Here is a 20,883-nt window from a genome sequence, read left to right as displayed (position 1 = left end):
TGATAAAAATGAATTGCTTAAGGCTCTCCTTAGTGTAGAGACTTTATAATTAAAGTGGTTTTTTTAAGGGTGCTTATTTAAGCTTTAGGGCTTGGATAAGCACAATTAGCAAGATTAAAATCAATGCTACTTCCAACATCAAAACCTCCTTCCTTATCAAGCAAAGAGATTTCTCCTTAAGCAATTAAGATTATATCAAAATTTCATCAATTCTCTAGAATGTAGGCTTATATTAACTTTGGTAGCCAATAGACAAAATAATGCTTAAACAGATATTTAAAGTAGAATATTTGGAACTAGTTGAGCTGGGCTCTAACTTTGCATCAAGTCTAATAGACTTTGCTTTGGATTTTTGCCTTGAATGATAAGTGCCACCTCTTTTGCAATAGGTGTGTAGATATTGTGTTTGTTTGCGAGTGCGTAAATCTCCTCTGAAGTCTTTACTCCCTCTGCAACTTCTCCTAGTGTTTCTAAGATTTCTTGCAATCCTTTTCCTTGCGCGAGATAAAGCCCTACGCGAAAATTGCGCGATAACTTGGAATTTGCAGTTAAAAACAAATCTCCAGCACCCGAGAGTCCTAAAAATGTGGAATCATGTGCTCCAAAAAACTTGCCAAATCGTGTCATTTCAACCAAACCTCTAGCAACTAGAGAAGCACGAGCATTATGTCCTAGACCTAAACCCTCACAGATTCCACTTGCAATAGCAATGACATTTTTATAAGCCCCACCAATCTCACCTCCTGCAATATCTAAAGAAACATAAGGCTTGATAAAACTAGGAAAAAGTGCGCACCATTCTTTTGCAAGTTTCTTTGATTTTGAATGGATATTTAGTGCGCAAGGTAAGGCGTTTTGCACTTCTTTTGCAAAGCTTGGTCCTGCAAGGTAGCTTAGATGTGCTTTAGGATAAAAGGATTCAAAGATTTCGCTCACAAATTGTCCATTTGCGATTCCTTTTGAAGCGACTAAAATCTTAGCATTTTTTGGTAAAGGATTGGAGCTAAGCCACAAATGCAGTGCTGAACTTGCAATTGCTACGACAAAATAATCACTATCTTGAGCTTGCATTTGGGTAATTTGCGCTGTGGAATTTAGATTTTTGCGCGAGATGATAAAGGCGGAATTTTTTTCTTTGAAAGCAAAATGCAGCGCACTGCCCCAAGCTCCGCCACCAAATATGCTAATTTTAGGCATTTTAAACCTTTTATTGAAGTTTGTGCTTCATGCACTAAAGCTGAAATTTTAGTAAAAATATATTAAAATTTTGCCACATTTTTATAAAAGAGTTTGTAATGGCTTTAGGGAATTTACGCGAACGCTTAAATGGCTTGAATCTCTCACCAGCTTTTGGGCTAGTTACCAAAGTTGAGCAGGGGTTCTTATTAGCAAATGGGCTTTCTCCACGTATTGGCGATATTGTAAGAATCATAAGTGAGGGCAATCAAAGTATGGGAATGGTTACCACGCTTGAGAAAGATAGCTTCAAAATCACGCCTTTTTCATTTATCGAAGGCACAAAAGTAGGCGATAAAGTCTATCTCAATATGCGTGGGCTACAAATACCAGTGGGTCCAGAGGTTTTAGGACGTGTGATAAACCCTTTAGGAGAGGCGATTGATGGTAAAGGTGCAATTAGAGCAGAGGGAGCTATGCCAATTATCCGCGCACCTATTGAAGCAATGAAAAGGGGAATGATTAATGAAATCTTTAACGTTGGGGTAAAAAGCATTGATGGTTTATTAACTTGCGGCAAAGGACAAAAGCTTGGAATCTTCGCAGGAAGTGGGGTAGGAAAATCTACTTTAATGGGAATGATTGTGCGCGGAGCGGTGGCAAAAATCAAAGTTATCGCACTCATTGGTGAGCGTGGACGTGAAGTGCCAGAGTTTGTGGAGAAAAACTTAGGTGGAGATTTGACAAATACGGTGTTAATTGTCGCAACTAGTGATGATTCTCCGCTAATGCGTAAATATGGTGCATTTGCTGCAATGAGTGTGGCGGAGTATTTTAAAGCAATGGGTGAAGATGTGCTTTTTATGATGGATTCTGTAACGCGCTTTGCAATGGCACAAAGAGAGATTGGACTAGCATTAGGGGAGCCACCAACAAGCAAGGGTTATCCTCCATCAGTCCTAACACTTTTGCCGCAACTTATGGAACGTGCAGGAAAAGAAGAAGGGCAAGGTTCTATTACTGCTTTTTTTACGGTTTTGGTTGAAGGCGATGATATGAGCGATCCTATTGCTGATCAAAGTCGGAGTATTTTGGATGGACATATTGTGTTAGATCGTTCTCTAACGGATTTTGGAATCTATCCTCCTATTAATGTGCTAAATTCTGCTTCAAGATTAATGGGAGATGTGGCAAATAAGGAGCATATTGAAGCTGCTAGAAAATTTCGCCGTTTGTATGCTATGCTAAAAGAAAATGAAGTGCTAATAAGAATCGGCGCATACCAAGCAGGAAGCGATAAGGATTTAGATGAAGCTATTGCTAAAAAAGGCGCAATGGAAGAGTATCTAAAGCAGGATTGTAATGCAACAATCTCTTATGAAGAGAGTGTGCAGAAACTTATTGAAATTATGCACTAGATAAAAAGTAACATAATTTTTAGATTTCTATTAAAAAATTTATTTACAGAATCTAATTAGAAAAGTTTTTATTTTTTTAAGTAATTGTTTGTATAATGCGCAGATATTTTTAATAGTATAAGGAGAAAATTATGGCTGGTTATATTGAATTAACAGAGCAGAACTTTGAAGAGACAATCAAAGAAGGTGTGGCGATGGTAGATTTTTGGGCACCATGGTGTGGACCTTGCAGAATGATTGCTCCTGTGATTGACAAACTTGCAGAAGAATACAGCGGAAAAGTAAAAATTTGCAAAGTTAATACAGATGAGCAACAAGTCTTAGCCTCAAAATTTGGAATCCGCTCAATCCCTACAATCTACTTCTATAAAAATGGTGAAAAAGTAGATGAAATGATTGGCGCATCAAATGAGCAAGCTTTTAAAGATAAGATTGATGGTTTATTATAATCTTGTAGATTCTCTATTTTTGGAGCAAAAGAGGGCAGTGTGAAGAAGTGCTGCCCAAAACTTCCTATTGCATTCTTCATTGCTTTTATGGTGGGTGCGTTTGTTTATTATCAATATTCTTTCACTTCTACGATAAAGATTAATTTCACACAAGATTCCTTTTATACTTATACAAAAGAGGGCGTAAGTCTTTTTATGCCAGAATCACAACGTTACAATGTGTGCATTTATAATAGCTTTTTAAAAGAACAAGAGGCATTTTTGCAAAAACAACTGCAAAATGGGATTCCACTTTTAGCTATTGATTTTTATCAGCAAGGACAAAATATTTTTAAAGAAAAAAATTTTAAATTAGTGCGAATTTCAAGCAGTTTAATGCTAAAATTAATTCATGGGTTCAATATAAGAGCATTACCACAATGTTTTATTATGAAACAAGATGCAAAGAATCCTATGGAATACACGCATTTAAAAGATTTTGGATTTTACAAAGTTATTAATTTTAAAACAGAAAATAAGGAGAAATGATGTTAGAATTAGCAATTATCGGTGGTGGTCCTGCTGGATTGAGTGCTGGATTATACGCAACAAGAGGCGGTTTAAAAGATGTTGTGATGTTTGAGAGGGGAATGCCCGGTGGACAGATCACTTCAAGTAGTGAAATGGAGAATTACCCGGGCGTTGCAGAGGTTAAAAGCGGATTTGACTTTATGATGCCTTGGCAAGAACAATGCTTCCGCTTTGGATTAAAACATGAAATGGCAGAGGTTGTTCGTGTTAAAAAGATAGGTAATCATTTTGGAATCCTTCTAAGTGATGGCAAAGAGGTAGAATCTAAATCTGTTATTATCGCAACAGGCGGGAGTCCAAAAAAATCCGGTGTAAAAGGTGAAGATGTATTCTGGGGCAAAGGCGTTAGCTCTTGTGCGACTTGCGATGGATTCTTCTATAAAAATAAAGAAGTTGCGATTTTAGGTGGTGGAGATACGGCAATTGAAGAGGCGATTTATCTTGCAAAAATCTGCTCTAAAGTTACTATAATCCACAGAAGAAATGAGTTTCGTGCGTCTCCTGTTACCGTAGAACGTGCAAAACAAGAATCAAAAATTGAGTTTTTAACGCCTTATGGGATTGATGAGATTTTAGGTGATAGCTCTGGGGTTACAGGATTGCAACTTAAAAATTTAGAAAATGGAAGCGAAAAGAAACTTGATATTGCATGCCTTTTTGTGCTGATTGGTTATAAGGTTAATAATGCAGTGCTAATGCAAGAAGATGGTCATAGCCTTTGTGCGCTTAGTGAGTATGGAGAAGCACTTGTTAATCTTAAAATGGAAACAAATATTTCAGGATTGTTTGTTGCAGGGGATTTGCGTGTAGATGCATCAAAACAAGTTGTGTGTGCGGCAGCAGATGGTGCAACAGCGGCACTTGGTGCGATTGAATACATTGAACATCACAAATAAAGGATAGATATGTTGGGTATTGGAGTCTTTGGTGCAGGTGGTCGTGTAGGGCAGCTTCTTGTTGAACTAGCAAAGAAAAGCAATGTAGTCAAACTAAACTCTGTGTATGTGCGTAAGGATTTGGATTTTTCCATTGACCCGGGTGTTTTAATCACAAAAGATTTAAAAGTATTTTTAGGAAGCACAGATGCGATTATTGATTTTACAACTGCTGAGGGGACAAGAGCATTGCTTGAAGTGGCATTAGAGAATCCAAAGCCAATTGTGATAGGCACAACAGGACTTGAAGCACACCATGAAAATCTTATTAAAGAAGCGTCTAAAAAAATGCCAATTCTTTATGCAAGTAATATGTCGCTAGGCGTTGCTGTGTTGAATAAGGCAGTTAAGCTTGTGGCTAGCACATTGCGTGATTTTGATATTGAAATTGTAGAGACACATCATCACCATAAAAAAGATTCTCCAAGCGGCACGGCATTACATTTAGCACAAACTTGCGCACAAGCTAGGGGGCTAGATTTGGATTCTGTGCGTCAAAGTGGTAGAAATGGTAATATTGGTGAGCGTAGTAAAGATGAGATTGGTGTAATGGCACTACGTGGAGGTGATGTTGCTGGAATCCATAATGTCGGATTTTATGGAGATGGTGAGTATTTGGAACTCATTCATACAGCAACATCACGTGCAACTTTTGCACAAGGTGCAATTAAAGCAGCACTTTGGCTAAGAAATCAACCAAATGGCTTATATGGCATTGACGATGCTTTAGGGCTATAATGTGAAAGCAAAGCTAATGTGTCAAACTGCAGAAAATAGCAGTTGGCAGAATAAAAGTTGGCAAGAAGAATGTGCAGTTGTTGGCGTGTATAATACACAAAATGCGGCAAGTCTAGCGTATTACTCCCTTTTTTCTATGCAACATAGGGGGCAGGAGGCATCTGGGATTGCGACAAGTAATGGAGAAAAAATCACCACAATTAAAGGACATGGCTTAGTTACAGAGGTTTTTTGTGATGATAAGCTAAATAAACTCAAAGGTTTTAGCGCAGTGGGACATAATCGCTACTCCACAGCTGGTGGGGATTCTATCGCAGATGCGCAACCCATTTTTGCACGTTATGATTTAGGAGAAGTTGCCATTGTGCATAATGGCAATCTTACTAATGCGCATAAAATCCGCGATGAACTCATTAGCGAGGGAGCAATTTTTCAAAGCTATATGGATACAGAAAACCTTATCCATCTTATCGCAAGGTCCAAGAAAGAAAGTCTAATAGAGAGGATTAAAGAGGCGGTAACTAAGCTAGAGGGTGCGTTTTGTTTTGTGATTTTAAGTCGCAAAAAAATGTTTGTAATCCGAGATAGAAACGGATTTCGTCCCTTATCGTTAGGCGAGGTAACAAATGCTGATGGGAGTAAAGGTTATATTGTCGCTAGTGAAACTTGCGCTTTTGATTTAGTGGGGGCAAGATATATCCGCGATGTAGAGCCCGGTGAAATGCTTGTGTTTTCAAGTGAGGGAATGGAATCGCATAGTATTATGTCAAAGAATCCTTATCCTTGTGTGTTTGAGCATGTGTATTTTGCGCGTCCTGATAGCAAAGTTTTTGGGCATTTAGTATATGATATTCGTAAAAATATGGGAAAGGAATTAGCTAAAGAAAGCCCTGTGAGTGCAGATTTGGTGATTCCTGTGCCTGATAGTGGCGTGGCTGCTGCTCTTGGATATTCTAAGCAAAGTGGAATCCCTTTTGAACTAGGCATTATCCGCAATCATTATGTTGGGCGAACATTTATTGAGCCAACGCAGCAAATTAGGGAACTTAAGGTGCGTCTAAAGCTAAACCCAATCCGAGAGTTAATAGAAAATAAGCGCGTGGTTGTGATTGATGATTCCATTGTGCGCGGGACGACAAGTCGCCAGATTGTGAAAATTTTACGCGATTGTGGAGTAAAAGAAATTCATATGAGAATCTCTTCACCACCCACGATTTCACCCTGTTTTTATGGAGTGGATACGCCTAATAAAGAGGAACTTATTAGTGCAAAAATGTGCGAAGAGGAAGTTTGTAAGTTTATCGGTGCGGATTCTTTAACGTTTTTGTCGCTAGAGGGTTTGAAACGTAGTATTAGTGTGCAAGATTATCAATATTGTCAAGCTTGTTTTGATGGTAAATATATTGTTTAAGGTGGCGTGTGAAACAAATGCTAACATTTGGGCGCTATTGTAAGCGCCGTTTTGGTCAAAGGGTACGTAAGATTCCTATTGCGCTTGCTGGTTTTACTTGCCCAAATATTGATGGGAGTGTGGCGCGTGGAGGTTGTATTTTTTGTAAAAACGAGAGTTTTTCTCCAACACTTGATAAAGAACCAAAAGTGCGTATCACAATGCATCCAAATATGCAAGAAAATCCGCTTTTGGAGATGCAGTTAAAGCAATTGCATAGCCAATTTGATTGGCAAAGCGAATTTCATCGCAATAAGTTTGGAGTGGAACGTTATATGATTTATTTTCAATCCTTTACAAACACTTATGCGCCTTTTGATACGCTCCAAAAACTCTATACAGAGGCACTAAGTTTGCCAAATGTGGTCGGAATGTCTATTGGCACACGTACAGATAGTGTGGATTTAAAATTACTTGATTTTCTAGCGGAACTCTCACAAAAAAGAAAGCAAGAAATTTGGGTGGAATATGGAATCCAATCTGTGTATGATGAAACTTTAGCATTTATAAATCGTGGGCATGGCACGGAAAATATGGAGTTCTGTATTAAAGAAAGTAAGAAGAGAGGCTTAAAAACTTGTTCGCATATTATTTATGGGTTGCCAAAGGAGACAAAGGAGATGATGCTCCATACTCTAAAAACAGTGCTTGAGTGGGGAAGTGATGGGATTAAGGTACATCCTTTGTATATTATTGAAAAGACTCTACTTGCAAATTTATACGAAAAAGGGGAATATGCACCCATAACACTTAATGATTATATTGATTTGATTGTGGAATCCTTAAAAGTAATCCCTAAAAATATTGTTTTGCATAGAGTTAGTGCTGGTGTGCGTAATGATACGCTACTAGCTCCTAAATGGTGCTTTGATAAAAATATCCAAATGCGTGCAATCCGTGATGCTTTGCGAGCGGTTGGAATTGAATATTAAATGAAGCTTTCTTATTTCTGCACATTTTTTTTGAATCATCAAGCTATAAAGAATTTTTTGTATCTTTAATTACAAATAAAGCTTCTTTTGTTCTTTTTTTTGTTATATTTAGTGTAATAATTGAAGCATCCTTGATAGCTTTCAGTTTTGAAGGATTTTTTAACTCTATAATTTCGGTTTCTTTGAAATTCCTTATACTTTGTGTCCTTTTGGTTTTCTAGAATCTTACCTTTTGCCCTTATAGCCACTAAATTTTATATTCTTTAAGGTTTTAAAACATATTCAAATTAAAATATTTAGGAATGATTTTTGCTTATAAAATACCAAAGGAATTGCTTAAAGTTTAAGGATAAAATCTAAAATTTAAGGATAGAAAATGTCTTATTGGTATTCTGATAGAACAGGTGTTCAATCTTATATGCAGGGCGTGGATTATGGTGCATTAATGCAAGAAGCTCTACATCCAAAAAATAAAAATGAGAGATTTAGCACAAGCTCTACGCAAGATGATTATTTCAAAAAACAACAACTTATTAAAGAAGCAATAACACAGCTCCAAAATAATGGCTATGTAGAGCCAAAAATTGCTAAAGAAGTTGATATAGAGGCTTTAAAGGAAAGTTTGCAAAAGACAACAGAAAATAGCTCTTCAGCACTTGGAATGCTAGGAGGAGGTATGGAATCTAGTGAGGCTAAAAAACAAAGTCAAATGGCTGCAAAAAATGACGCAATGTTAGCTTCAGCTATAAACATTGCAAATAAAGAGCAGGTGCAACCACAGACAAATAATCCATTACAGGTAGCAAGAAAGGAAGATCTAGAAATCCAAAAAAAGATGAAAGAAACTATTTTGCAAAGTGTGGAAAATGACGCTTTAGTAAAAAGAGAGAGTAAAAAAGGCGGAATCTTAGATAAAGCAATTGTCCAAACAAGCCCTAAAGCCCCAAGTAATGTTAGCGAAGAGATTAAAAATGCGTATAATCCTTTAGAAGTAGCAGAGGATAAAAAAGAGGATAAGTCCATAAAACAAGCAGTGGATTTCATTGATGAGGTGAGTGGAAAAAAAGTGAGTGTGCCTTTAAGCGATGAAAATGCAAAAAAACTTATCCAGCAATTTGGCTCATTAGAGGAAGCAAGTGATTATGTTAAAGGCTTTTATTATGATGCAGCATATAAGACGGGATATTTAAGTGCTGATAGTGATGGCAATGGGCAAATTAGCCTAGAAGAAGGCGTGCATTTAAAGAATTTTGTAAGTTTGGGTGATGGGAGCTATTATTCTCTTGCAAATAAAATTGGTGGGGATTTGGAATCCCAAAAGAAGTTTTTAGAACAAGTGGGGTTTATTGATAATATTGGCGATTTTATCAACCATACTATTGCGCAAGATAGCAACTTTGATGGGGCAATTAATCTCAATGAAATGATGGGCGATGATGGCAAGGCGATGTTATTTAGAGTCGGTGCTAAAGAAAGTGGAAATGTGGAGATGTTTGTAATTTGGAAGTTTAATTTTGATTTAACAAAGGATTCATTTGGGGATACACTTTTAAATCTTGGTGCAAAAGATGAGGCAAAAGTAGAGATTGCAAACAAGAAAGATGTAAAAGATTATGTGAATACAAACTACTTAGAAACCTTAAGTGAGATTGAGCGCACAAATTTATTAAAAAGTGAGGCACTTTTAAAAAATATAGTAGAAAGTGTGTAGTGGAACTAAAATCACTGCTACTTGAAATTGTATTTTTTGGTGTAGTGATGCTAGTATTCCTTTGGTATCGGCGCAGATTTAAATAAGAAGTGTTTAATAATTTTAATTTATAATTGCATTTATTTATTGGGGAACTTTTGCAAACACTTCATCAAGCCTTGCTTTTAAAAAAGCTTTATTTATTGCACTCTTGTGGCTTCTCTTATTGTGAGCCACAATTCCTAGCACCTACACAACAGAGATTCCAAAGTCAAAATATAGGGGATTTAAAGATGATGGTGGAATCTTGCAAGTTGTGTGCGCAAAAATCCTCTAAGCCGAATTTTGGACTTTGTAATGCGAATTCTAAGCTAGTTTTTGTTACGCTTTCCCCTTTATTTGATGAACAAATCCGTTTTAGTTCTAGAGCTTCTATTATGTTAAAAAATATTATTGAGGGCGTGTTCAAGCTATCTTTAAAAGAGGTGTCTATTCTCTCACTTTTAAAATGTGAGATTCCAAAGCAAAGTGCGCAGGTAAGCATAGAATCATGTATGGGATATTTTTTAAAACAATTAGAATTTTGTGGTGCTAAGATACTTGTAATTTTGGGAGCTGAAACGTATTCATACCTCACAAAAGATGAGAATAGTTATAATGGTGTGCAAGGGAAGCTTTTAAAATGGAATCATTATGCGGTGTTTCCAACATTTGCCTTATCACTTCTTATGCGACAGCCAGAGCTAAAGATTAATGCGCATAGAGAGTTTTTAGAATTAAAACGTTTAATGGGAGAGAAAAATGTTTAAGAGAATAGTTATGTGTGTATTGGTGCTAGTGTATCCACAATTTGGGTTAGCTAGTGGGAAATATCTCTCACCATTGCCTTCGCCAAGTATAGAGGTGTTAAATCTTCAAAGCAAGAAATGCAACACAAGCTGTTTGAGAGGTTTTTTAGAAAAAGGGCAGGTATTTTCTTTTATCGCTAATGTGGATAAGGATAATCAAAATGAAGCGATTATTGCCGAGTTAAATACACTTTTAAGCGCATTAGAGATTTCCGAGATTCCCTATTTTTTAGGCACACAGAAGCCATTTTTTAATATTGCGTTAATGTTTCCGCGTAAAAGCGTGGGACGTTATTCTAGCACAACAACAAATGTCATTTTAAGCTATCTTTTAAGCCAAAAAGGACATTTTAATTTTGAGATTTTTGATTCTAAAACAGAATCACTAGAGGATATGCAAGCAATTTTGCAAGCAATTTACACTAAGGGTTATCGTCAAGTCATTGCCATTGTTACACAAGAGGGAGCAAATGCAATAAACATGTTACAACCTAATATGCTTGTGTTTATTCCAACGGTGCATAAAATGCAGCTTGAGAGAGAAATTAGCACACCAAATGTGATTTTTGGTGGAATTAGTTATTTAGAGCAAATCCAAAAACTCTCCGCCTTAAATCCAAACGTGAGTGCGACAAGTTTTTATGATGATAGTCTTATAGGCAGACAAATGCAAGCCTACACACAAGAGGTGAATTCTAACCTTATATACACACAAAGTTTTAATATAAAGCAGAATCCAAATTTTCCAAAAGAGATAAAAGGTCTAAAAAGCACATTGCGTGCAACACGTATCTTTCTAAATACCCCAGTAACAAACTCTAGTATTATTCTCTCACAAATTACTTATAATGACATTCGCCCAAAAGCGATATATTCCACGCAGATTAATTACAATCCAAGTTTGCTTTCCATAACACAGGAACGTGATAGGGCAAATATGTATATCGCAAATTCTATTATGCCTTTGCAGAGTTTGCTTGTAGAGAATGCAAAGCTTTTGAGTGCAGATTTGGAATACAATTGGATTAACTACACAACTGCATTTGCAATTGAGTATTTTTATACTAAGAGTGTGCCTAGTGCGAAGCGGTATTTTAAAGAAAAGATTAAGGAACAACAAGTGCAATATAATGTGGAGATTTTACAGCCTACAAATACGCGTTTTGCACCTTTGAAATGATAGGTTGGAATCTTGCAGTTGCCAAAAAATTTTCCTAGTGAATTGCACCTAAAATTTGTAGAGAATAGTCGTATTAAAGGCGTTAAAATGGTGTTTAATGGGGAGGGTGCTTTGGTGCTAAAAAAATCAAAAAGAATCCCTAAGAAAGTTTGTTTAGAGTTTTTAAGTGCGAATATGGATTGGGTATTGTCGCATTTTAGAGCAATACAAGATGATGTGTTTTATGAGGATAAAATGTATTGTTTTGGAGAGTGGCAGGAGTTTAGTGCGGTGTGTTCGGAGCTAGAAGAGGCTGGGATATTAGAGAAAATATTAAAGCGCATACAAAAATTAATGGAATCTAAAGTTAAGGTAGAATCCAAAAGCGCACAAATACAATCTTTGCAAAATCTTTGGATTGGTTCTATAAAAGCAAAAGATATACGTTATAAAAGGGTTTTAGAAGCACTCTATAAAGGGTTATTAGAGTCCTATGTGAAAAAACGTATAGAGATTCTTACAAAAGCTATGAATTTGTATCCTAGTGCCATTGAGTTTGGCAAGAGTTATCGGCAACTAGGTTGTTGCTATGCAAAAACACAAAAAATCCGCTTTTCTTTGCGTCTCTCCTTAATGCCAAAAGATTGTATTGATAGTGTAATAATTCATGAGCTTACGCATTTAAAATACCAAAATCACAGCAAAGTTTTTTGGGATTTTGTAGAAAAATTTGATACAAATCCTAAAATATCGCAATTATGGCTTGATACACATAAGGAAAATTTACGAATTTATTATAAGGTTTTTAAATATTGAGAATTAAAAATTTTTTATTTCAGAGCTTTGCGCAGGTATTCTTTCCTGTTTTTTTAGTGCTATTTTTCATTGCTTCTGTGGTGATTTTTATCCGTATTGCAGGAGTAACTTTTGTAGTAAAAATTAGCTTTTTAGAGCTATTAACTTTATATTTTTACACATTACCAATGATGTTATTTTTTGTGATTCCGCTAAGTTTTTTTGTCGCGTGTGTGTTTGGGCTATCACGTCTTAGTTTTGATTATGAACTTCCTGTGTTATTTGCTCTTGGAATGCCACCAAAACAGATTATTAAGATTTTTTCCCCCATAGCATTACTTGCGAGTATAAGCTTATTTGTGCTATCTCTTGTGCTAACACCACTTAGTGATATTGCATATCGGCAGTTTTTAGAAAAGCGTAAAAGTAGCATTGGTATTAATTTACAAGCTGGAGAGTTTGGACAAAAGCTCGGAGAGTGGCTTGTGTATGTGCAAAAAAGCAAGAATGACACTTATGAAAATGTTGTGCTACTCTCCTTGCAAAAGGGTGAGAATAGTCAAAAAGATGGGCTTATTTTTGCTAAAGAGGCTAACATTGATAATATTGATGGTCTAATGGAAGTGCGTTTGCAAGATGGCGAGGTTTATCGCAAGGTAAGTGATGGGATGGAGCGCATTAGCTTTGATACTATGATTCTACGTTATGCTGTGGATTTTACAGATGATGGCAATATGGGCTTAGTGGAGTATTGGAGGAGAGCATTTTATGAAAATGCAAGGCAGGATAAGACAAGGCGGAATCTTAGTATGTATGTTCTACTTTCTCTCTTTCCACTCATTAGCCTATTTTATTTTCCTTTACTTGGTGTAAAAAATCCACGTTATCAAAAAAATTATACGATTTTACAAACAATGGGTGCTGTTGGGGTGTTTTTTGCTTTAATGTATTTAATGGCAACTTATGCACCCTTAATTGGAACGTTATTATTATCTATTGCTTGGGGCTATGGGGGATATTTTTTATATAAGCGTTATGTGGCAAGATTCTATTAAAAAAGGCTTTGTAAATGAGCTTTAAAGTTGCTATGCGCATTGCTTATAATGGGAGTGCATTTTTTGGATTCCAAAGTCAAAATGATGTGCAAACTGTGGCAAATACATTAGAGAGCGTGTTTAAAAGCGTTGGAATCTTTAGTAAAATTGTTGCTAGTGGGCGCACAGATAAAGGTGTGCATGCAAGTGCGCAAGTTATTTCTTTAGAAATTCCGCATTTTTGGAGCAATTTAAAAGAATTAAAAGTGCGCCTAAATGCAAAACTTGCATCAAATATCCGTATTAAACGTATTTGGCAAGTGGGAGATGATTTTCACGCAAGGTTTAGCGTGAAAAGAAGAGGTTATTGCTATGTGCTAAGTAAACGTGCTTCTCCTTTTTTTATGCCTTTTTCTCTGCATTATGATTTTCAAAATCTAGACCTTATTAAACAAGCGTTGCAACTCTTTGTTGGAACACATAATTTTGTAGCTTTTAAGAAGCAAGGAGGTGATGAAAAGTCTAACGTGCGGACAATTTTTAGGGCGGAGTTAAGAGAGTTTAGAGATTTTTGGATTCTGTCTTTTTGGGGGAATGGGTTTTTACGCGCTCAAGTGCGCTTGATAGTTGGCTTTTTGTTAGAGATTGATAGAGGAAATTTAACGCTAGAGGATTTAAGGGCGCAACTCTTAGGAGAGTGGCGTTATAGAATCCCTGTTGTGGCAAATGGTCTATTTTTAAGCCGTGTGGATTACTAAAATTAGCCCTTTAACTCACCCCAATTTTTTGCTAGGCTTACACCACAGCGCAATGGCACACGCAAGGTGGTAATGTTTTCCATAATTTGTGTGATTTTTTGCGCTTCAATTTCTGCTAAATGTTTAGGGGCTTCAAAAATGAGTTCATCATGCACTTGTAAGAGTAGTTTGGATTCTAGTTTTTCTTGTGTAATTTGAATCATTGCAAGCTTGATAATATCTGCTGCGCTACCTTGAAAGATAGCATTAATTCCTTCGCGTAAAAATGCTGCTTTTTGGAAGTCTTGAATGTTTTGAAAGTTAAATTTTCGCATTCGCCCTAGAAGTGTCAAGGAATATCCATTTTGTAAAATAAATTCTTCTTGTTCTTTTAAAAAGTCTTTCACAGTGGGAAAAGATTCAAAATAGTTTTGGATATAGGTTTTTGCCTCCTGGTAACTAATTTGCAGAGTTTCAGAAAGTTTTCTAGCACCCATCCCATAGATTAACCCAAAGTTAATGCTTTTTGCCACAGAACGTTTTTCTTTTGCTTGTGTTTCTCCAAAGATTTTTTTTGCAGTCTCTAAGTGAATGTCGGCTTCTTTGTAGAAAGCCTCAATCATAGCACTATCTTTAGAAAAATGCGCTAAGAGACGCAGTTCAATTTGAGAATAATCAAGACTTAAGAGTAAGTGTCCATCTTGAGCAATGAAACCCTCACGGATACGTCGCCCTTGCTGGGTTTTAACCGGAATGTTTTGTAAATTTGGATTTTTAGAGCTTAGACGTCCTGTGCTTGTGCCTGTTTGCATAAAAGAAGTATAAACTTTGTGTGTGGCATCTTGACTTGCTAGTTCAATTAAAGGTTCAATGTAGGTGCTATAAAGTTTAAAAAGTTCCCTATATTCTAGCACTTTTGGAATGATAGGGTGTGCGTCTTTTATGGAGTTTAACACGCTAGAATTGGTGCTTAAGCCAGATTTTGTTTTCTTACCACTTTGTAAATTTAGCTCTTCAAAAAGCACAATGGAGAGTTGTTGAGGAGAGTTTAGATTAAAACGTTTATTAGCAAGTGTATAGATTTCACAAGATAAGGCTTGGAGCTTTTCTGCCATTTCAGTTTTTAGGTTTTTAAAATATTCAATGTTAATCTTCGTGCCACTTAGCTCCATATTTACCAAACATTGAATAAAAGGAAATTCCACATTGTTTGCAATTTCTTTTAAAGACTCTAGAAGTAGTGCGTTGATTTTGTGAAATAACTGGTAACACGCAGCAGCATCTTCACATGCATAAGTAAAAGCACTCTCAATAGGGAGTTGCGAGAAGTTTTCACCTTTTTTAATAATATCTTTAAAAGCAATCATTGTATGCTTAAAATAGCGGTGCATTAAATCATCAAGATTGCAGGGCATATCACTTTGATAGAGCCATGCTAGAAGCATACTATCTTTGATGTTGTGGTAGCTTTTGGGGGTAAAGTTGAAATTTGTGCGCAGGATTTCAAGGTCGTATTTGATGTTATGTCCAATAACCATCTTTGCGTTAAAAAGAGCGGTGATAAACGTTAAAGCAAGTTCTTTGCTAATTTGTTCTGGCGCACCTAGATAGTTGTGTGCAATGGGAGCATAATAAGCATTTATGCCATCAAAGGAGAAAGAAAAGCCAACGATTTTAGCACACAGAACATCTAAATCTGTGGTTTCTGTATCAAAAGATACAATGGAATCTGGTGTAATTTGTGCCATTAGATTCTTTAGCATTGTAGAATTTTCTACTAAAATGGCTTGATAATGAAAATGGCTTGATACCTCTCGCTTTCCCCCTTTTTCTTTTATGGGTAGCTTTTTTAATACGCTATGGATTTCATATTCTTGCAAGGATTCTATAATATTTAAAAGTGGGCTAACTCTAGGCATTTTACAATCTTGCAAGTTGAAGGAATCTAGTAGATCATCTCTTAAGCGCACAAGTTGCCGACTGCGATAAGCATCTTCTCTTGTTTTTTTTAATAACATTTGTGTACGCATTGGAGTAATGGAATCTAAATTTTGATAAATATTATCAAGTGAGCCATAAGATTTTAGCAAGTTTGTAGCTCCTTTTGCTCCGATTCCTTTAATGCCCGGAACATTATCAGCACTATCCCCTACAATGCTTTGGTAGTCAATAAATTGTGACGGGGTTACACCATATTTTTCTATGCATTGTTCTTCTCTAATTTCTTGTTTGCTTTTAGGATCAAATAAAAAGGTATCGCCATCAATGAGTTGGTATAAGTCTTTATCATGGCTTATGATTCTAACATTAACCTCTAGTGCATTTGCGCATTTATTAATAGAGGCAATGACATCATCTGCCTCATAACCTGCAATGCTAATGTTTTTAAAGCCCATTTGTTCTACCCAAGTAATAGCAACTTCTAATTGGAGTTTTAAATCTTCTGGTGCTTCTGGTCGATTTGCTTTATAAAAAGGATCAATACTTTTGCGAAAATTCTCTTCCTTAGAATCTAGAGCAAAAACGAGATAATCATTTGGGTAATCTCTGTGGAGCTGCATAATAAGCTTTGCAAATCCTGTTAAGAGACCCGTAGGAAAACCCTCGCGATTTTTAAGTGGTGGTAGGGCAAAATAACTACGAAATAAAAACCCAAAAGTATCAATTATGGTAAGTGTTTTCATTGCTCTACCTTATTATTAAATTATTAACCATTATTAATTTTTAGCATTTTGTAAGCGTTTTTTCTTGATATAAATATTTATGGATTCTACACCTAATGAAAACGCCATAGCAAAGTAAATGTAGGCTTTTGAAATATGGAAATCTAACCCTTCTGCAACAAGAGTAACACCTACTAGAATTAAAAATGCTAGTGCTAGAATCTTAATTGTAGGATTGTTATCTACGAATTCTGAAATGCTTTTAGAAGCTACCATCATCACACCTACTGCAACAATTACGGCAATCATCATAATTTCAATGGTATCTACCATTCCAACAGCGGTAATGACAGAATCTAACGAAAACACAATATCTAAAATAGCAATTTGGATTAATATGCTAAAGAATCCTTTTTTTGCACCTTCTTTTAACATCTGTTCATTGTTTGGTTCTTCAGCATTATCAATGTCGTGGTGGATTTCAAGTGTGGATTTGCCAATTAGGAATAATCCTCCTAGAATTAAGATAATATCACGTCCTGAAATTTCTTGTGAAAAAATAGTAAAAAGTGGCGTTGTTAGTTTCATAATCCAAAAGAGTGAGAGTAAGAGCAATAGGCGTGTTACCATTGCTAAAGCTAGTCCAAAAATTCTTGCCCTTTGACGTTGCTCTTGCGGTAAGCGCCCTACAAGAATCGCAATAAAGATGATATTATCAATACCTAGTACAATTTCTAATGCAATCAATGTTGCTAAGGCAACCCACATCTCTGGGCTTACAATCCATTCAAACATAAGATTCCTTATTTTGTGAAATAAAAAGGGATTGTAGAGATTTTTTTCTTAATAAGTTATTGATTTTAGGCATATTTTGCAATTTCAAAAGCCTAAATTTTAAAATATATCCTATAATAACAGCTTTGATTTTTAGGAGTAAGACTTATGCGACATTCGTGGTCTAGTAGTTTAACTTATATTCTTGTAACGGCGGGAGCTACTATCGGATTTGGGGCAACTTGGAGATTTCCTTATTTAGTAGGGCAAAATGGTGGTGGAGCGTATGTGCTTGTGTTTATTATTGCAATGCTTTTAATTGGGATTCCAATGATTTTGGTAGAAAATGTCATCGGGAGAAGGGCGCATAAAAACGTTGTGGATGCCTTTGATGGTGAATATCAACATAAAGATATATCTAAGACGTGGAAGATTATAGGCTATATGGGGCTTATAGGTTGCTTTGGAATTATTGCATATTATATGGTTCTTGGTGGACGTGTGCTTGTGTATATTACAAGTATTGTGCTTGGTAATCTTGACTTGACTGCACCAATTACAAAGGAAATTACAAAGGATTTTTATAAAGAGCATATTAGTAATAGCACTTGGGCGATTGGTTTTTATACAGCTGTTTTTGTGCTTTTTAATTATGCGGTGTTAGTTAAAGGAATCGCAAATGGAATTGAAAAAGCAGCAAAACTTTTAATGCCTTTATTATTGATTTGTTTAATGAGCGTTGTAGCAAGGAATCTCACACTAGATGGTGCATACGAGGGTGTGCATTTTTATTTGTATCCAGATTTTAGCAAAATCACAGCAGAGTTGTTTATCCAAGTATTAGGGCAGGTCTTTTTCGCGCTTTCTTTGGGGTTTGGCGTGATGATTACACTTTCATCTTATCTAAATAAACAAGAAAATCTTGTAAAAACTGCTACAATTACTGGAATTGTTAATACAATTATTGCACTTCTAGCGGGTTTTATGATTTTTCCTTCTCTTTTTACCTTTGGGTTAGCACCAGATTCTGGAGAACGTTTAGTTTTTGAGGTTTTACCCATTGTATTTTCAAAAATGTATTTTGGTTCTGTAGTTGCAATTGGATTCTTTTTATTGTTGCTTTTAGCAGCATTCACAACTTCTATTACACTTTATGAACCACTTATTACAACAATGCAAGAGAAGTTAGGTTTAAGTCGTGTAAGTGCGGTTTCTTGGGTGCTAACTCTAACCTTTATTGCAGGAAATATTCCTTGCATTATAGACGACAATGTCTTTAATGCTTTTGACTTTATTAGTGGTAATATTTTCTTTGTTTTAACAGCACTTGGCGCGGCGATTTTTGTAGGCTGGATTTTAGGAGATGATGCAAAAGAAGAGCTTAAAAATGGATTTAATAACAAAAGAATTATTAATGCATGGTTTTATTATGTGAAGTATTTTGTTCCCTTTTTGATTCTTGTGGTATTTATTAGTGGGATTTTTTGAAAGTTTTAACGCTTTTTCTTGTATTTTATTTAAAAATTTGACACAATAATAAATTTTATGAAAAATTAAAATTACTAAAATTTATGTTAGGAGCAAAAAGCATTGTTATGCAAAGTATTTTAAGTATCGCATCATTTTTAGATAAAATCTCATTAGTAAGTTCAAGAATTTCTATGGTGATTCTTTGGGTGCTTACCTTTTTGATTTTTGGGTTATCCATTGCATTAAATTTTTCTTATGTAAATAGCAAGCTTGATGATTTAAGTCTGTATTGCTTTGCATTGCTTGTCTTACTTGTCATCTCACGCACACTAAAAGAGGATAAGCATGTGCGTGTGGATTTAATCTATGCACACTATGCACAAAAAACAAAAATTATTGGCTGGTTTTTTACTAATCTTTTATTTATCTTGCCATTTTCTCTCATTATGGTGAAATATGGGCTAGATTTTACGATTCAATCTTATAAGATGGTTGAAGCTTCACAAAATGGAAAGATTCCATATTATTTTGTATTCAAATCTTTTGTGGTGTTAGGTTTTATGCTTTTAAGTTTGCAGAGTGTCAGTGAAGCTTTAAAAGCTTTTGTAAAAATTAAACAAAAAGACTTCACAATAGCACAAGATATTTATACAGAGGAATCAGAGTGTATAAAAGCGAATTTAGTGAAATAAGGAATCCAAAATGGAATTATTAGCATTAATTGGGATTGCTATTTTCTTGCTTGTTTTGGGTGTTCCTGTGGCATTTGCATTTGGTTCAAGTGGGTTAATTGTGGGGAGTTATTTAATGTTTTTTGGAGGCAATCCTTATGTGCTAACATTTTTGCCAAACCGCCTAGAAGGGATTTTTAGTAACGCCACTTTAATTTCAATTCCACTTTTTATCCTAATGGGAATGATTTTAGAGCGCAGTGGAATCGCAGAACGCTTAATAAACTCCATTGCAAAGCTGTTTGGCTCACTTGGTGGGGGTGTTGCTATTGGCGTGATTTTAGTAGGTGTTTTGCTTGCTGCGAGCACGGGAATTGTTGGAGCAACGGTTGTGATGATGGGGGTTATTGCTGTGCCAACAATGTTAAAAGCAGGCTATAATAAAAGCTTAGTTTCCGGTGTGGTTGCCGCAAGCGGGACATTAGGACAGATTATTCCACCTTCTATTATTTTGATTATCTTAGCTGATGTTTTACATGTTAGTGTTAGGGATTTATTTAGTGCTGCGATTTTACCTAGTGCGATTTTAGTTGGGCTTTATATCTTGTTTGTGCTTAACGTTGTAATTTTTGCGCCAAAGTTTGCACCAGCAAATCCTGATCCTTCTAAGAATCTTCGTGTATTGGCATTAGAAGCTCTTAAAATGGCGATTCCTCCAATTGTGCTTATTACGCTTGTGCTAGGAAGTATCTTAGCTGGATTTGTAGAACCTACGCAAGCTGCAGCAATTGGAGTAATGGGTGCATTACTTTTAGCCTTTTTTAATGGAAAGCTAGATTTTGATTTATTAAAACATACGAGTAAGGAAACGGTGATTTTCTGTGGCATGGTCTTTATGATTTTAATTGGCGCAAATTGCTTTACTCTTGTGTTTAATGAGCTTGGTGGTGATGTTGTGGTGTTAGAGTTTTTCTCACAATACTTAAACTCCGCATTTTATTTTATGCTTGTAGCAATGCTTGTGATTTTTGTTTTAGGATTTTTAATTGACTTTTTTGAGATTTGCTACATTGCATTGCCAATCCTTGCTGGAATTGCAATACACTATCAAATTGATATGCTTTGGTTTGCCTTGCTTGTGGCAATAAATTTGCAAACAAGTTTTCTAACACCGCCTTTTGGATTTTCAATTTTCTTTTTGAAATCTGCTGTGGGTGATGCAATTAAGATTAGTGAGATTTATAAGGGAGTGATTCCCTTTATAGTGCTACAAATTTTAGTTTTAGGAATTGTATTTTTATTTCCACAATTAACACTAAAAAGTGAGGATTGGGCTAAAATTTTAGAATTTATCTTTTAATTTAAGGAGTTAAA

Annotated in this window: 19 protein-coding genes; 16 read left to right on the top strand and 3 right to left on the bottom strand. The window is 35.7% G+C overall.

All coding sequences use genetic code 11. From position 1 onward, the window contains the following. Positions 1–312 precede the first annotated feature (312 nt). Positions 313–1,197, bottom strand: a complete 885-nt coding sequence (locus K4G57_RS05365; protein ID WP_221532150.1) for an NAD(P)H-dependent glycerol-3-phosphate dehydrogenase — start codon at positions 1,195–1,197, stop codon at positions 313–315. A 98-nt stretch (positions 1,198–1,295) separates the two neighbouring features. Between K4G57_RS05365 and fliI the strand changes: the two genes are divergently transcribed. From fliI to truA, 13 genes are all read left to right on the top strand, one after another. Continuing rightward, positions 1,296–2,594, top strand: coding sequence for a flagellar protein export ATPase FliI (fliI, locus tag K4G57_RS05360; protein ID WP_221532149.1), 1,299 nt, complete (start codon positions 1,296–1,298; stop codon positions 2,592–2,594). Between the two features lie 131 nt (positions 2,595–2,725). Then, the gene (trxA, locus tag K4G57_RS05355) at positions 2,726–3,043 is read left to right on the top strand and encodes a thioredoxin (protein WP_221532148.1); all 318 of its coding nucleotides are present in this window, start codon (positions 2,726–2,728) and stop codon (positions 3,041–3,043) included. Positions 3,044–3,082: 39 nt separating this feature from the next. Next, positions 3,083–3,571 carry a hypothetical protein gene (locus K4G57_RS05350; protein ID WP_221532147.1) on the top strand — a complete coding sequence of 163 codons (489 nt, stop codon included), beginning with the start codon at positions 3,083–3,085 and terminating at the stop codon, positions 3,569–3,571. Beyond that, positions 3,571–4,509, top strand: coding sequence for a thioredoxin-disulfide reductase (gene trxB, locus K4G57_RS05345; RefSeq protein ID WP_221532146.1), 939 nt, complete (start codon positions 3,571–3,573; stop codon positions 4,507–4,509). The genes K4G57_RS05350 and trxB overlap by 1 nt, the downstream gene beginning before the upstream one ends. A 9-nt stretch (positions 4,510–4,518) precedes the next feature. Beyond that, entirely contained in the window at positions 4,519–5,286 is a 768-nt protein-coding gene (gene dapB / locus K4G57_RS05340; RefSeq protein WP_221532145.1) for a 4-hydroxy-tetrahydrodipicolinate reductase, read from the top strand. 16 nt (positions 5,287–5,302) lie between these two features. Then, entirely contained in the window at positions 5,303–6,697 is a 1,395-nt protein-coding gene (purF, locus tag K4G57_RS05335) for an amidophosphoribosyltransferase (protein WP_221532241.1), read from the top strand. A gap of 17 nt (positions 6,698–6,714) precedes the next feature. Beyond that, positions 6,715–7,668 (top strand): tRNA modification radical SAM protein MnmL/YtqA, encoded by a 954-nt coding sequence (gene mnmL / locus K4G57_RS05330; protein WP_221532240.1) that lies wholly within the window; start codon positions 6,715–6,717, stop codon positions 7,666–7,668. A gap of 376 nt (positions 7,669–8,044) precedes the next feature. Further along, positions 8,045–9,379: a hypothetical protein gene (locus tag K4G57_RS05325; RefSeq protein ID WP_221532144.1), complete on the top strand. Its 1,335-nt coding sequence runs from the start codon at positions 8,045–8,047 to the stop codon at positions 9,377–9,379. 137 nt (positions 9,380–9,516) lie between these two features. Next, complete coding sequence (locus K4G57_RS05320; protein WP_236033235.1) at positions 9,517–10,167, top strand: uracil-DNA glycosylase family protein; 651 nt, start codon at positions 9,517–9,519, stop codon at positions 10,165–10,167. Next, on the top strand, positions 10,160–11,386 hold the full coding sequence (locus K4G57_RS05315; RefSeq protein WP_221532142.1) for a hypothetical protein: 1,227 nt from the start codon (positions 10,160–10,162) through the stop codon (positions 11,384–11,386). Before K4G57_RS05320 ends, K4G57_RS05315 begins: the two co-directional genes overlap by 8 nt. A gap of 87 nt (positions 11,387–11,473) precedes the next feature. Beyond that, complete coding sequence (locus K4G57_RS05310; protein ID WP_221532141.1) at positions 11,474–12,181, top strand: YgjP-like metallopeptidase domain-containing protein; 708 nt, start codon at positions 11,474–11,476, stop codon at positions 12,179–12,181. Continuing rightward, a complete protein-coding gene (locus K4G57_RS05305) occupies positions 12,178–13,215 on the top strand; it encodes an LptF/LptG family permease (RefSeq protein WP_221532140.1) in 1,038 nt (345 codons plus the stop codon). The genes K4G57_RS05310 and K4G57_RS05305 overlap by 4 nt, the downstream gene beginning before the upstream one ends. A gap of 14 nt (positions 13,216–13,229) precedes the next feature. Continuing rightward, positions 13,230–13,952, top strand: coding sequence for a tRNA pseudouridine(38-40) synthase TruA (gene truA / locus K4G57_RS05300; protein WP_221532139.1), 723 nt, complete (start codon positions 13,230–13,232; stop codon positions 13,950–13,952). Positions 13,953–13,954: 2 nt separating this feature from the next. Here truA and polA read toward each other — a convergent pair whose 3' ends face one another. Then, positions 13,955–16,615, bottom strand: a complete 2,661-nt coding sequence (gene polA, locus K4G57_RS05295) for a DNA polymerase I (RefSeq protein ID WP_221532138.1) — start codon at positions 16,613–16,615, stop codon at positions 13,955–13,957. A gap of 33 nt (positions 16,616–16,648) precedes the next feature. After that, positions 16,649–17,389, bottom strand: a complete 741-nt coding sequence (locus tag K4G57_RS05290; protein ID WP_221532137.1) for a TerC family protein — start codon at positions 17,387–17,389, stop codon at positions 16,649–16,651. 147 nt (positions 17,390–17,536) lie between these two features. On the opposite strand from K4G57_RS05290, the gene K4G57_RS05285 reads away from it, so the two are divergent. The 3 genes from K4G57_RS05285 (at position 17,537) to K4G57_RS05275 (ending at position 20,869) form a co-directional block, all read left to right on the top strand. Further along, a complete protein-coding gene (locus tag K4G57_RS05285) occupies positions 17,537–18,856 on the top strand; it encodes a sodium-dependent transporter (protein ID WP_221532136.1) in 1,320 nt (439 codons plus the stop codon). A gap of 107 nt (positions 18,857–18,963) precedes the next feature. Further along, positions 18,964–19,530, top strand: a complete 567-nt coding sequence (locus K4G57_RS05280; RefSeq protein ID WP_221532135.1) for a TRAP transporter small permease subunit — start codon at positions 18,964–18,966, stop codon at positions 19,528–19,530. A gap of 10 nt (positions 19,531–19,540) precedes the next feature. Further along, positions 19,541–20,869, top strand: a complete 1,329-nt coding sequence (locus K4G57_RS05275; protein ID WP_221532134.1) for a TRAP transporter large permease — start codon at positions 19,541–19,543, stop codon at positions 20,867–20,869. Positions 20,870–20,883: the final 14 nt, after the last annotated feature.

Source organism: Helicobacter turcicus, assembly GCF_019711685.1.
Lineage (GTDB): Bacteria > Campylobacterota > Campylobacteria > Campylobacterales > Helicobacteraceae > Helicobacter_D > Helicobacter_D turcicus.
This window is presented reverse-complemented; position numbering and strand designations above follow the sequence as displayed.